13 protein-coding genes are annotated in these 14,285 nt (G+C 46.8%); 6 read left to right on the top strand and 7 right to left on the bottom strand.

Translation table 11 applies throughout. The features are described from left to right. Positions 1 to 2: 2 nt before the first annotated feature. The 7 genes from GO755_RS27935 to GO755_RS27905 all read right to left on the bottom strand — a co-directional run bounded on the left by GO755_RS27935 (position 3) and on the right by GO755_RS27905 (position 6,665). Complete coding sequence (locus GO755_RS27935; protein ID WP_157588610.1) at positions 3 to 1,160, bottom strand: hypothetical protein; 1,158 nt, start codon at positions 1,158 to 1,160, stop codon at positions 3 to 5. Between the two features lie 172 nt (positions 1,161 to 1,332). Then, the gene (locus GO755_RS27930) at positions 1,333 to 3,834 is read right to left on the bottom strand and encodes a TraG family conjugative transposon ATPase (protein WP_317165970.1); all 2,502 of its coding nucleotides are present in this window, start codon (positions 3,832 to 3,834) and stop codon (positions 1,333 to 1,335) included. Then, positions 3,782 to 4,138 (bottom strand): DUF4133 domain-containing protein, encoded by a 357-nt coding sequence (locus GO755_RS27925; RefSeq protein WP_157588609.1) that lies wholly within the window; start codon positions 4,136 to 4,138, stop codon positions 3,782 to 3,784. Before GO755_RS27925 ends, GO755_RS27930 begins: the two co-directional genes overlap by 53 nt. Beyond that, entirely contained in the window at positions 4,138 to 4,461 is a 324-nt protein-coding gene (locus GO755_RS27920) for a DUF4134 family protein (protein WP_198174955.1), read from the bottom strand. The genes GO755_RS27925 and GO755_RS27920 overlap by 1 nt, the downstream gene beginning before the upstream one ends. 456 nt (positions 4,462 to 4,917) lie before the next feature. Next, complete coding sequence (locus GO755_RS27915) at positions 4,918 to 5,451, bottom strand: hypothetical protein (protein ID WP_157588608.1); 534 nt, start codon at positions 5,449 to 5,451, stop codon at positions 4,918 to 4,920. Beyond that, positions 5,444 to 5,899 carry a hypothetical protein gene (locus tag GO755_RS27910; RefSeq protein WP_157588607.1) on the bottom strand — a complete coding sequence of 152 codons (456 nt, stop codon included), beginning with the start codon at positions 5,897 to 5,899 and terminating at the stop codon, positions 5,444 to 5,446. Before GO755_RS27910 ends, GO755_RS27915 begins: the two co-directional genes overlap by 8 nt. Then, on the bottom strand, positions 5,889 to 6,665 hold the full coding sequence (locus GO755_RS27905) for a ParA family protein (protein WP_157588606.1): 777 nt from the start codon (positions 6,663 to 6,665) through the stop codon (positions 5,889 to 5,891). Before GO755_RS27905 ends, GO755_RS27910 begins: the two co-directional genes overlap by 11 nt. Positions 6,666 to 7,147: 482 nt before the next feature. Between GO755_RS27905 and GO755_RS27900 the strand changes: the two genes are divergently transcribed. The 6 genes from GO755_RS27900 (at position 7,148) to GO755_RS27875 (ending at position 14,231) form a co-directional block, all read left to right on the top strand. After that, complete coding sequence (locus GO755_RS27900) at positions 7,148 to 7,567, top strand: hypothetical protein (RefSeq protein ID WP_157588605.1); 420 nt, start codon at positions 7,148 to 7,150, stop codon at positions 7,565 to 7,567. 7 nt (positions 7,568 to 7,574) lie between these two features. Continuing rightward, positions 7,575 to 8,861, top strand: a complete 1,287-nt coding sequence (locus tag GO755_RS27895; RefSeq protein WP_157588604.1) for a relaxase/mobilization nuclease domain-containing protein — start codon at positions 7,575 to 7,577, stop codon at positions 8,859 to 8,861. Between the two features lie 34 nt (positions 8,862 to 8,895). After that, on the top strand, positions 8,896 to 10,923 hold the full coding sequence (locus tag GO755_RS27890; RefSeq protein WP_157588603.1) for a YWFCY domain-containing protein: 2,028 nt from the start codon (positions 8,896 to 8,898) through the stop codon (positions 10,921 to 10,923). Then, positions 10,907 to 11,338 carry a hypothetical protein gene (locus GO755_RS27885; RefSeq protein ID WP_157588602.1) on the top strand — a complete coding sequence of 144 codons (432 nt, stop codon included), beginning with the start codon at positions 10,907 to 10,909 and terminating at the stop codon, positions 11,336 to 11,338. The genes GO755_RS27890 and GO755_RS27885 overlap by 17 nt, the downstream gene beginning before the upstream one ends. A 225-nt stretch (positions 11,339 to 11,563) precedes the next feature. Next, complete coding sequence (locus GO755_RS27880; RefSeq protein WP_157588601.1) at positions 11,564 to 12,496, top strand: DUF3945 domain-containing protein; 933 nt, start codon at positions 11,564 to 11,566, stop codon at positions 12,494 to 12,496. A gap of 22 nt (positions 12,497 to 12,518) precedes the next feature. Next, positions 12,519 to 14,231 carry a toprim domain-containing protein gene (locus tag GO755_RS27875; protein ID WP_157588600.1) on the top strand — a complete coding sequence of 571 codons (1,713 nt, stop codon included), beginning with the start codon at positions 12,519 to 12,521 and terminating at the stop codon, positions 14,229 to 14,231. Positions 14,232 to 14,285: the final 54 nt, after the last annotated feature.

Here is a 14,285-nt window from a genome sequence, read left to right as displayed (position 1 = left end):
AGTTAATCGGAGCTTTTAGAAATATTTCGCATGTTTTGAAATTCCTGTTTAGCTGCTGTGCCGTAGTATTGGGCATAATTAGCGGCCGTCTGCCCTACACCCGCAGCGACCTCCCAGCCTAAGCCAGCTGCGGCCCCTACTCCCCTGGCGACACCGTTTCCACCCGCTACTGCAGCAGCCCCCACCATACCCGCAGCTGGCATAACCGTGCCCATGACCATAGCGGAAGTCATGTTCGTCATCCGCTGTAACGCGTTACCCACACCCGAGGAAGAAATGATGTAGGAGGCAATCGTTGGAATGGTGAAATAGGCCATCGTGGCAATGATCATAAAGACCATGTAGATGATATCGCCACTTTGCGCTTCGTCAGGAACGTTGTTAGTTAGCTCCAGATACTGAAGCGCAATGACCTTGCCTTGCAGATAGGTGACAATAGTACCCAGAATGTTGGCCAGTGGAAACCATAACGAAATCTGTACATATCGGGCAATCCACATCAAATGTGAATCCTGAAAGCCAGTGAAGATAGCCAGGGCAAAAGACAGCGGACCAACGATCGTTAGGACAATTAAAAAGAAGGCTCGGGTGGTCAGAATAACCAGGCGAGCGGCCAGGAACAAGGCGTAAAACAGGTTTTTGAGCACCTGCTGAAACCCCTCGTCGAGGTATACTTTGAATTTCTCCGTGATGAGTGCCAAGTACTGCCCCGTTGCGGACCACATACTGGTTTCTTCCAGCTTTTTATCCAGCTGGTTCATCTTTTCAGCTAGTTTATCCTGACGCATCTCTTCTAGCTGCTGAATACGGGTTGTCTGCACGTCGACCATATTTTGAGTGACGACTTCAACCGGTTTCATGAGCGCGTCTAAAAAGTCGGTAACCATGGTGAAATTGAGGACGAGAAAGCCAATGGCGAACGGCCGCAGCAGCGGGAACACATCGATGCTTTCCGCCCGGGCGAAATGGCCCAGAACGCGCATACCTATGTAGAAAGTTGCTGCAATTGCAGCAATGGAAGAGGCTACTGCTCCCAGGTTGCCCATACCCTGCTGCACTTCGGAGTAAGCCGTGGTAATGGCAGCCTCCATCGACGAAAACTTCTGATAGAATCCATAGTCGATGTAGGTGCTCCCACCGGGTAGCTGGAGTAAGATCATGTCGATAGAATGGATAAAAATGAACCGATAAAGACCTCGTGTCGATTGAGTAAACAGGTCTTGTTATTTGGGCCTACAGCTGGTGTTTTTGATCGGCTGTTTGCTTAACTCACAAACCGACAAGGCATGTAATTCGCTGACTAGCAGCCCGTTTTTACTTGCCTCGAATCCGTCAGGCTAATTCTGGTTTTCGCCTGGCATCGGCAAAGTCAATGATGGCCACCTGGATATCGCCACCGTTCTGAGAAGTTCGACGAATGACCTCAGCTTTTTCAGGAGACTCCGTCGTATAGGCCGCATATTCCTCCAGGCTAACTTCGGTAGCGTAGACTTTGGCCCTGGCTCCCAGTGCAATGAAGACCTCCTTATATTTCCGGCGTTGATCATTGTCTTTATTGACCGAAAGGATCAATTGCTTCTGTTTCTCCGACAGACCCAGCAACTGACGTATCTCTTCGAACCGGTGCTGATACTTACTCTGATCGAGCAGAATCTTACAATCGGAGTTGTTGATAATGGCGTCTTTAACAATATTGTTACCGATGATATCATCAATTTCCTGAGTGACCACCAGCGCTTCACCAAAGTGTTTCCGTACTGTCTTGAACAGATACTTGATGTAATCAGCCATCGACTCTTTAGCGATCGCTTTCCAGGCCTCCTCGATCACCATCATTTTCCGGGTTGCCAGATCCAACCGGCGCATTTTGGTGACGAAGGTTTCCATAATAATCAGCGTCACAATGGGGAATAGAATTGGATGATCCTTAATGTTGTCCAGCTCGAAGACAATGAACCGTTTATTGAGAAGATCCACGTTCATCGTCGAGTTGAGCAGATAGTCATACTTACCACCCTTGTAAAATGGCTGCATGGTGATGATGAACTGCTCAATGTCGAAATACTTGTCCGTATACTTCTTTTCCTTCAGGAAGGCCCGAAACCCCTGCTCATCGTTACAGTACTCGTAAAAGCCGTTAAACGAGGCCTCTGCCCTACCTTTCTTAACCTGTTTGATAAATTCTTCCACGGCATCCGAAAGCGCTACTTCCTCGGTTCTGGAGAAGCTTTCGGTTTCATTCTTCCAGAGCGTTTTAAGTAGTGTGTTGATAGACGTTACTTTATCAATCGAATAAAACCCATCTTCAACGTAGAAGGGATTGAACGTAATGGGTTTATCCTCTTCATAGGCCAGATAGATGCCATCTTTCCCCCTTGTTTTCCGGCGAACGAGTTCACATAAGCCCCGGTACGAATGGCCGACGTCGACTAGTAAGATGTGTGTATCCTGCTCATAATACTGACGTACCAGGTGATTCATGAAAAAGGATTTACCCGATCCAGATGGCCCGATTACGAACTTGTTGCGATTAGTCACCCAACCTTTCTGCATGGGTTCATCCGACAGATCAACCCAAACCGGTTTGCCCTGCCGATCACAGAGTCGAATACCAAAAGGTGATAAGGAAGACTGGTAAACTGACTCCAGATTGAAAAAGCAAACGGCCTGCTCAACGAAGGTGTAAAACGTTTCGTCGAGTGGCAGATCCCCCGCATTGCCAGGTATACCCGCCCAGAGCAGCCTGGCCGCATCCATTGTGTTCTGTTTGGGCAAACAGTCCAGCTGAGCAATGGCTGAAGAGGTACGGGCCCGAAGGTAATCCAGCTGCTCTGGCTTTTCGGTCCAGACCATCACATTGAAGTGCGATCGACAAACCGTTCGCTGATGCTGAATGGCTTCCTGAATGTACCGCGTTGTCCAATCCCGGTTAATGGCGTTTTCTGAAGAGAACTGGGAAAGGGAATTCAGATTTCGGGCGGTTTGCTCAAATTTCCGTAAAGCGGCCTGTGCATCATCTAAACAGATATACTGGTTATAGACGTGGTTGCAGGGAAGCATGAGCCCAACAGGCAGTACATTACCAACAGCAAACTGGGTGCTATCTGATGAGAGCGGTCCATAGTTGGCCATGATATCGACCGCTTGAGGTAGCGTCTCGGCATCCGATAGCGTAAAACAGAGCACATCTTTAGATCCGATCCGGACCCGGCCGTCAATGTCCCAATCTTCCAGAATCACTTTCCGGTTTCCATCAGGCTGAAGACGGAAATAATTAGGCACAATGCCTTTATCCCCTTTCCCACTTACCAGCTCCTCATCGGTCAATCGCTGAGCCGTAATTCCACCATCCAACAGGATCCGCTCGAATTGCGATACGGCATCAAAGAATGGCTGTAGTTCGCGTGCACTCATCTGTTCTTTTGGAACCAGACGACGCCGGGTCAAACTATGGCCATTGCTTTTTTGCTTCTGGCGATGTTTGGGCAGTTTGGAAATGTAGAGGTAGCAATAATGATTCAGGAAGGGCCGCTCGACGAAATGTCGGTGGAATGCCTGAGTCAGAAAACTATCATCGCCTTGCTCCAGATCGGGCTGGTAACGTTCCTCGGTAAACCAATCCTGTTTATGAATCATGGTGCCAACGGGCATTAGCTTGATGGCTTTTACCAGGGCGCTGTGGAGCGTGCGATAATCCTCTCCGGAGAGCGTAAAGATTTCGGGCAGATGAAGCCGGAAACCCACCGTAATGTCCGCCATCTTACTGATCAGACAGTTATTTTCAACGGCTAGCAGTGGCAGCGCGGTTTCGAGACTTCGAGCGTTTAGTTTCACGGAGCTGAGAAAATGGGTTAGCCGACGAAATCAAAATGGCCTTAGGTTGATTGCGGGTTGCTTCCAGTTTGAGTAGACCCGATACACCGTATTTTGCGGAAAGCCGAATGCAGAACCAAATGCCCCCCAGGGCGCTGCCCACGACAATGAGCGTGGCCATGTAAGTGTTTAAGCCGAATAGTCCGTAAAGCGTCAGGGCAAGTAGTAAGCTACCAATGACGATGCCGACAGATAGATACAAATAAGTACCCTTTAGGCCTCGAAACTCGACGGGCTTACCGATGCCTTTGTTGATCTCCAGCATTATCCGAAGAAGGCCGTTAGAATCGTACCGACAGCGACTAGAAATAGCGCAGCCCCAAACCAACTCATTACTGCTTTCTGCGTGTCAGGATCGCCATTGTGAAACTTGGAGTACACACGCACAGCCCCGATTAATCCAATGACTACACCCAATGCCAGGATGATGGTTTGGGCTGCTGTTGCGTAACTGCGGATCGTTGTAGCGGTCGTGCTTAAGGCAGCGGCTCCATTACCGGTTGCCTGCGAATTGGCCAGTGTGGTCATAAACAGCAGGTCCACGAGCAGCGCAACCTGCATAGCTAGAAATTTTGTCCGTTTGAACATGGGAAGAGGTTTTTGACGAAAGAATTAGGGGAAATAATTTAAATTATGAAACTAAATTAATATTGTATTTTAAAATATGTAATACATTGATGTATAATTTTTAAAGCTAAAATTTAAAATTTATGTTTAATAAACTATAAATCAGTTAAATAAAAATCAAAAATATTTTAATATTCCTTAGAAATGACAATATATAATCTTAACTGTGCGGCTTTTCATGACTTGCTTAACAGACTGACTGGCCTTATTAACGATCTATTATAGTATATAATGTCTTTTTATGAACTTTATTTATAGAAAAATAACATAATATGTATTTTTCGAAATGATGTTATAACTTGGCAATAAAAAAGGCCAGACGGAGTGTCTGACCCTAATAGTGCTCTATAGCATGAAAGAAACGTACCTATCAGTACGACATGTTGACGCGGTAACCAATGTTCTTTGACATCTTACTTAACGAGTGAACGGGATACCGGTCAATAGGCCCTTGCTCTCCTTTTGCTGATTGATAACGGTGGCCAGCTTATCCGCTTCGGTATCACTGGGGTCTTTTGAGGAAAGCTTACCTGTTTCAGTAAGCATTATGCGCTGTGCTGTGTTCAACAGTTCGGATAATGAACGTTCAGTCGAACGTTGAACCGTGCCCTGAAGGGGAAGGGTAAATTCAGCATCCTGGTAAATGGCTATTCCAGTTAGTTCGGTTTCATTCAAGCTGCTTGTTGACGGAAATACTTCATCAGGCGCAGTCGCCGGATTCATTTGTAGGGTTTCATAGGGTCTATTCTCGTAGTTTTTTACGGAATATAGTCCTGAGCTATCCTCTTCCTCCACTGCGCCCGAATCGGATTTAGCGGGTTTGGTCCCCCGATTGGCGATCCACTCCCGGATATCTTCCCGGTAATACTTCCAAAATACGTAGATGTAGTAAACGACAACGGCGACTCCAACCACTTTGGCAAAGTCCCACCAGGTGTACTGATTAAGCATGGCCCTCCCCTCCTTTCTTTTCTTTTTGATAAGCCTGATCCAACAGGTCAATCAAATTGCGGACAATGGTATTCATGTTCTTACGGTATTTATAAGAAAGCTCTCGAAGCAGTTCGTGATGATCATCGGTAATCCGGACCATCTTGTTGAATACATCCCCTTCTTTCGTAGCTATGCTTACCACATCGTCGACTGAAAAGCTTACCGTTTTACGGACTCTTTCCGCTTTTACGAGCGCTTTAGGCGGTTCGCTACCCAGAGCAACTTGCGTAGGTTGAATAGGCTCATGTTCCGGTGTTGACTCAACCGGCGATGCAGTTGCTTCCTCCTTCGGTTGATCAACCTTTGGTTTGGGCGCCATTGGCATTAACGAGTTGGCGAACTTATTGACCCGATCGGTTGAGTTCTGACGGGTTACATCGCTCAGGCGTTTATTCTCATTCTTCATCGCTGATCGGTTTTGCTGTTAAGTTTAGGAGCATTTCGATTTCAGGAAATAGATCCTTGAGGCCACTGTTACGTAGGTAGTTAACAGGCATGGGGAATAGCGTCGACCGGTTTGCCGAGTCCTGATAGGAATCTCGCTGCGGTATGCGGCTCTTCAGACATTCCAGGCCAATGGTTTTAAAACGCTCCTCCAGCAGATCTGCTAATTCGCCATCTCGTGAAGGCTTGTATTTGTTCCAAACGATTCGACAGCGCTCAACGGGAAGCAGGTTAATTTCCTGAATTGCATTCAGGTAGTTGATGCCTGTGGTTACGGAATACTCAGAGGTTTCCATTGGCACGATCAGGTAGTCCACAGTCTTGAGAGCCGTTTCGTAGCCAGCTACATCGATGTTACCGGGCATATCGATAAATACCACCTGTATTCCCTCAGGCATATCAGCCAGTAGCTCAGGAACATCGGCAGGATTGCCGGAAAGAATTGGGTAGGGCTCAATGTTCTGCTCTTCCAATTTAGCACTGGCGTGCGAATCGTCCTGAATCTGCTGGCTCTCCCGAATGCGCTGATTGTAGACAGATAGCTGAGCACCGTCAACATCTAGTATAGCCACCTTTATTCTTCGCTTGTAATGAAGCCAGGAAGCAACTAAAACGGAAAGTGTGGTTTTGCCCATACCTCCTTTTTGGGTAGCAAATGCAATAACAGCAGGTGAGCCTAGAGCCCCGTCAGTAGTCTCAGTTTGAAACTGCGAATTTGAAGAGGTCATGAATTATCTTATTTGATTAATGCCCTAAAGCAAAACGAAAAAAATTAAAATACCAAATGTAACGTGCGTGATCACGCACGTGAGTGACAAATCACTTATGCGATTAGTCTCTTTGTCACATCATCGCAATTGTGTATAGTATAATCATCATTAAGACAAGTCATGTAAGAGACCAAATAACTAGGAGATTAAGTGACGACGTGACAAGGCGATTATGGGCATACGTGCAGATAAGACGAGTCACTTTATTAGATCTTTAGAATGTGGTTGGTAAGAGACAAGTCTCCAGGAAGATTGGTCACCTAGTTATCTGAATGACGAATCACCTTGTCACGTCAATAACATAGAATTACTCGGCTATTATCCTGCTTGCACGGCGATAGCAAGATGTGTTTTTATGGCCATAAAAACACATCTTGCTATCGCCGTGCAAGCAGGAGTTGAGAAGTATTCAAAGTCGGTCAGAAATAACCAATAACCTTATGGAAACTAAAATAAACAAGGGAGGAGCGCCCAAGAAACAGTCATCAGAATCGAAAACGCGAGCGGTTAAAGTGCTCTTTAATGAGCAGGAATTCATCCGCCTAATGGATCGTAAAGCAACCACAAAATCAGCTGATTTATCCAAGTTTATTCGCACAATTTGCCTAGATAAACCCATGCGAATGAAGCCTCAACATAGTACCTATCAGGAGTCAGCCTTGTCACTATTGCGGGAAATGAGAGCTGATCTATTACGAATTGGTGTCAGTATCAATCAATCGAGGAAGCGAATCAATAGTACCACAGACTACCAGAATCTCCAGCGTGAAGTGGAAAAAATGGTGCAAAGGGTGAATGGCTTCGATTCGGAATTTGGGCGATTAATAGTTTTACTTAGTCAGGAAGACCCCTTTAAATAGAAGGCAAATGGTGGCACGAATTAGTAGCGGAGCAAGTCCCACCGGTGCCGTTTATTACAACGAGGAGAAAGTTGGGAGAGGTGAAGCACAACGGTTAGCCGTCCGCAATTACGAAGGCATTAATCAGAATGTGCAGGAATTAAGGTTGTCGACCATTGCCGAACAGCTGGAAGACCAAGCTGCGGGAAATGAGCTGATCAAAAAGCCAACCTTTCACGTGAGTCTCTCGTTTGCGCCAGGCGAAAATCCATCTGAAGACGATCTGCTCGCGATTGCTGACCGGTATATGGCTGGTATGGGTTACGACCGGCAGCCTTACGTTGTTTATCAGCATTACGACACGGACCATACCCATATTCATATCGTTTCGGTCCGGGTCGACGATACGGGCAAAAAATTACCTGACAACTTTGAACGGGAGCGGTCGAATAAACTCCGTCAGTCCATCGAAATCGAATTTGGCTTACAAATCGCAGAACGGACAGCGTTGCGTCCAGAGCGGACCAAACTTGAGCCGATTGACTATGGGAGGGGGGACCTAAAACGGGATGTATCTACCATAGTCAATGGTATTTTGAGGGACTTTACCTTCAGTAGCTTTTCGCAGTTCAACCAGCTGCTCAGTATCTACAACGTCAAAGCCACAGAAGTAAAGCTGAAGGGTAAAAGTCCTGGTCTGGTGTATTCAGCCATCGACAGCCATAAAATCACCCAGGGAACTGCATTTAAAGCCAGTAGCCTCCCCTATCAGCCAACTATGGACACGGTTAACCGTCGAATGAAAGTCGGTAAGAAAGTGAAAGGGGACCGGGTTGCGAGGCTCAGGGCCAAAACCGAACCCCTGCTGAACGAAAGTCGATCATGGGATAGCTTTCAACAGAATCTCTCCAAAGCTGGCGTTGAAGTACTTCCCCATGTGGGTAAAGATGGTATCCTGTTTGGTATCTCATTTATCGATGTTCAGCAGCGAGCCATATACACCGGTAGTGAATTAGGAAAGCAATTTACCGCAGGGGCTTTAAAAGCTTCGCTGGGGGAAACATACAGGCCTCCCAATATCCGTGAGACTGACTCCGAACTCACTCCTAAACTTACCCCTAAGCTTACTCCCAAGCCGGAGGAAACCGATTTTACCAGCACGCCAACCAATCAAATTCAAGACCAGGAATCCATGCAAAATGTAGAATTAATACGGCAGTTGCTGAACGCCATCGGCAGAGGTGGTGATGAGCAAACCAGTGAATATGAATTAAAGAAAATGCTTAAACGAGCCCACAAACCCCGATTATCCTGAATGGACCTAATATTAACATTTACTCGTCAATCCAATGAGAGAAGACCGAAAACAACTCAATCACAATGCCGAAATCGTACTATGGTTTGGGTTAGGTGCCTTAGCCATCCATTTGTACGTAGAGCTGCATAATTTCTTTGTGGAGCTTGGCGTATCCAATCCCTTAGTCGATACCATTATTGGAAAATTTGCCGCTAATCCTACTTTGTTCGGAAGTCCGTGGCCGTGTAAGATGGCAGCTGGTTTGTGCATTGGCGGCTACGGAATTAGCAGTCGTGGCGTCAAGTCCGCTACGCTACAGGTCAGCCAGGTTGTTAAAACGATACTTTTTGGCATTCTGCTTTACATCGGCTCTACGTTTCTGCTTCGGGAAAATAGTGACTGGATCCTTCGGCGGCTGGATGTACCTACACTCAGTATTGTCTACCTGGTAACGACCATAGTTGGAGTGCTTTACCTGCTCAAAGGGACGCAGGGCATTAACCGGTTATTAGGCTCGACGCTGGGAAAGGATAAATTCAACAAAGCCAATGAGACCTTTCCCCAGGAAGAAAGGTTACTAACGAATCCTTATTCGGTTAACATTCCAACTGAGTACGAATTTGAGGGAAAGCGAAAAGGCTGGCTCAATATATCAGCGGCCTTCCGGGCCTTGCTGCTGATGGGATCGCCCGGATCCGGTAAAACCTATGGGGTTATTCATTCGGTCATCCGGCAGCACATCGAGAAAGGGCTGTCGATGTACGTCTATGATTTCAAATACCCGTCGCTTACCATGGTCACCTATAATGCGATGATTAAGCACAGAAAGGTGCTCCCTAAAAAGATGAGATTCTATTGCATCAATTTTGATGATCCCCGAAAGTCGCACCGCAGCAATCCAATCCATCCCGGCTATATACCCACGATATCGCATGCGGTTGAAACCGCTCGTATGATGCTGATGAATCTCAACCGAAAGTGGGTCGAGCGGCAAGGGGAGTACTTTGTTGAATCCCCCATCAACTACGTGGCTACGCTGATCTGGTATCTGCGCACCTATGATCAGGGCCAGTACTGCACATTTCCGCACCTGATCGAGCTGGCTACGCGCAACTACCGGGAAATCATCCCCATTCTGATGGACCATCCTGACCTGGCCACCCTGACAGTTCCGTTTGCGTCGGCAGCACAAGGGGGGGCGGTCGATCAGTTGGAAGGCCAGATATCAACCGCGCAGATCGCATTAGCCAGGGTGGCCAGCCCGGCGCTTTACTGGACGATGAGCGCGCATGATTTCTCGCTCGAAATAAATGATCCGGACGAACCCAAAATCGTATGTTTAGGCAACAATCAGACCGTGAAAGATACCTACGGAGCGGCATTGGGTTTGTATAACTACAGGATTATGAGCCTGATCAACAAATCGGGTCAACATCCGTCCTCACTCGTCGTCGACGAACTACCCACCATTTATTTTAAAGGCATCGGTGAGCTTATCCAAACGGCACGTAGTAACCGGGTAGCTGTTACGATTGGGATGCAGGACTTTTCGCAGTTGGAGAAAGATTATGGTACCAAAGAAGCGGAGTCGATAAAAAACACCTGTGGTAATATCATTTCGGGGCAAGTGTTTGACAAAACGGCGGAGGCCATGCAGAACCGGATTGGTAAAAACGTGCAGCGAAAAGAAAATATCAATGTTCAGTCGGAGGATACCACACACGGTTTTTCAACCGAGTTGAACTGGATGGTACCAGCCGCTAAAATGGCTCAGCTCAGTCAGGGCTGGTTTGCGGGGGTTCTCTCGGATAACGTTGGTCAGGAAAGCGATAAAAAAGCGTTTCATGCCCGACTGGCGATTGATGTGGCTGAGTTTGAGAAAGAACAAAAAGCAAAGGAATTACCGGACTTTTCTATTTTTGCTCAGCAGAGTCCTGAAGACAGTGTGTTGGAAAATTACAAACAGATCAAAGCTGATATCGGGGCATTGGTCGAGACGGAACTTTCCAGACTCGTAGAAAAAACTAAATTCCTACCCAAAACGCCCAAACTGCAAACTACGAATGACAGACGTAATTAGCGACCGACTGGTCAGCCTACGGAAACACCTCAGCGATCGGCTGGGTACTAAGCTCAACACGCAGGATGTGGGGGATAAATGCGGACTGGAAAAACATAAGGTTTACCGGCTCGAAAATGGCTTAGGAGGCACAACGCACGCCCTGGTTGCCTTACTTCTATTTTACCGGGGATACGGCTATAACCTGGATTGGATTCTGTTTGAGGACAATAGCCGAATACCCATGATGCTTTCATCGGGGAATGAACTTCTGAAGATCAGTAATCAGATTCACCAGTTAAGCCGGTTGCTGAACAAAGGGTATGAGGATTTGACGAATCAGTTGCGCCAGCTAGGGTATGAGCCTCTGGAAGATAAAGACCTTTACGGTTCGGAAACTGAATTACCCCAGGCTGCTGAACTGCTGAGCTTATAAGGTTATTTCAGCCAATCAACGAAAACGGGTTAAAATGACCCGTTTTTTTATGTCTTGTTGGTTTAAAATAAGGTTCATTTTCTGGTGAAACGATTCAAAAGAAAACTAGCCCATTACAGATAGTGTAACTTTCCCCTTACTATTTTACAGATTCTATTTTTGCCATAGGTATAATTTATACCTTTACTAAAATATCAATCTTAAAACCTTCAAAACGCCCATTTTATGGAAGCCGAATCCATCAATTATGCGCGTACACAAGCAGATGGCCTCGACAATATTGCTCCCAGTCTTAGTCAGGGACAAGCGGCCTGGCAATACGCTTTAACCGATAATTTTTTAAGCCCTGAGGAGCAATCGGCTGTGCTACGAAAGCAACTTGAGCCTTACCAGTTGCAGCTGGAGAAAAATCTGGAACAGATCGGATGGGGTCCCGAGCGGCTATCAGCCTGGCCTCAGGTAGCTGAAGCACTCTTTTCCGGCAAACAGACCGTACCTCTGATTATTTATCTAACCCCCGATTTGAAACTGGAAGGTAGTTTACGCATTGTGATGACGGAGGCCGGACCGGACATTCGGGTAACTCCGATTCTACAATCCCTAACCATCCCCGAAGAAATCGGCGGTATTCGCTTAAGCTCCGACGAACGGAATCAACTCCTGCAGGAGGGCGCTTTGGCGAGGCCTTTACTGATGGCTGAGAATGGTAGTTTAGTTCCAACCTTTCTACGGGTGGATGATCAGACCAATACGGTTGAATTGTGGCAGGTTCGAACCGAGCAGCTACCGACAAATCTTCTGGGGATTGATCTGACCAAAGAGCAGCAGTTACAGTTGATTAGTGGCCATTCGGTACAATTAGCTGGCCTACTCGATCAACAGGGGGAACCGTTCACCGCGACGGTATCTGTATCGGCCGCGCGCCAAGCCCTACAATTTTCTGATGTTAACCGGTTAGATGTTCAGATAACACCTGATCGGCAATTTCATCAGCAGATTGCCCACAATAACGAAGGTGCCAAGACCGATCAAACCCTCAATCAGGAAACGACTGCGGGGACAACAATTCCCACCCACAAGCAGCTAGAAACGATCAAAGATCTGCCTGAGCCAACATCGGGAGAACCAATAAAGCGGCAGGCTAAAAAGATTAGCTAATTCTTACCTACCACTACATAAAATGACAAAGTTTGATGAACTCAAGGAGCGCTTTCCCAACTTGATCCCAGTTCAGGAATTACGGGCTAACGTCTCCATTGGTGAGTTGGCTGTGCAGTATGGCTATGAAATCCAGCTGCGCAAAGGCAAGAGTCGACCGGTACTAGAGAACGCCTTATATGATGATACCATTATCATCAAAAACCCTCAGGATGCCGCTCAGCAAGTGTACCAGCGCGCTGGTGATTTTACTGACTCGGGTACCATCATTGATTTCATTCGTAACCGACTGACGACCGTTTTTTCCACTTTTAATCGGCCTTCGGAGCATGAATTCAAGAACATAACCAACGTGATCTATGATTACCTGCGGGTGGATCCATCAGTTGTTTCACAGAATCGCCAGGCAACGGCCAGACTAACCGACGATAAGCCAAAGCAAGCCTTTGCTAAAGATATCTTTGATATCAGGCCCCTCGAAGCTGATAATTACCTGAACAAACGTGAAATTGCTCCCCAGACGATTTTGAGCCCTGAATTTGCCAACAAGGTCGTTTCTCAGGTATCGTATTTTGATCCGCAAAAAGGAGAGTCGGAAAGCTTTTTAGTGGCCAAGGAACACCCGGAGCGTAAATACATCACCTTTAACAACGTAGCCTTCCCCTATTACAACGGGTTGTCAACTGAAGTGACAGGTCTGGAGCTTCGTAACGAAAATGTGAAGTTGCACGCGCCGGGCAGTGATCGCTACAGCAGTGTATTTATTTCCAATCCACCACCGAAACCAGCGCGATTCTTTATTCTGGAAAGTGGCATTGATGCGCTTTCACATAAGCAGCTGCGGACCATTCGAGGAGATGAGAATTTTGATGCCGTTTACTTTTCCACCGGTGGCCAGCTTACGGCTCAACAAGTGAATACGATTAGTCGGTATATCGCTTCATTTGACAAAGCGGTCGACTGGAAAATCAACTTAGCGTTTGATAATGACTCGAAAGGTCATTTGTTTGATCTGCAATTCATTCAGCAGCTATCAGCTACGAAATTCCCATTAACGCCAACGGTAGCGGGTATTAACCGGATTGGCTACCTCTTGCCAGAGCAAGAGGAATACCGATCGATGTGGGAAGCGTTACTGGACCGAATAGAAGCCTTCAACAAAAGCGTACAAGCTCAGTTTTCAACTGATGCCGATCCGCTGGAAAAAAAGGAGTTGAATGGTCAACTGATTACAGTGGGGCACAATCAGAAGCAGTTTGTTCTGAATATTCCGGAAGCTTCGGGCTCGCTTCAACTGGTTAGTCAGACGCTTTTGGAGTTAACGCAATTAGACCAACGGATTCAAATTAAAAAGTCGAATAGCAAGGATTTTAATCAGGAGCTGGTTCGAGAAGTAAAGCTAGGGGAGAAGTTTGGCTTCACCATCAAGGATGAACAGGGTGTGGAGCTACTTTATGGCAACTCTGCAACCCAGATGAACCGCTCCTTACAGCAGTTTCGTCAACAGGCCGAAGAACAGGGCGCTACAATGTCACTAACCCTCAATCAACGAGGTCAATATGGTTTTTTAAACCCCTTAGCCCAGGTGAAGCTAGAAAATGGAATTTGTCTGGAAGCGAGCCAACTGCCTGCTCTAAAAGATTTGATTCAAAAGGAAAAGGAGAACGCCCGGGTCCAGCGGTTAGCTGGAGACGATCAGGCGAAAGGTAACGGCCAATCAAAGAGAAATAGCTAGTTTTGTTCGACGCTAACACCCCATTTATATCCACTATACATTGGCTCACTACAG

It is taken from the genome of Spirosoma arboris, from assembly GCF_009754945.1.
Lineage (GTDB): Bacteria > Bacteroidota > Bacteroidia > Cytophagales > Spirosomataceae > Spirosoma > Spirosoma arboris.
This window is presented reverse-complemented; position numbering and strand designations above follow the sequence as displayed.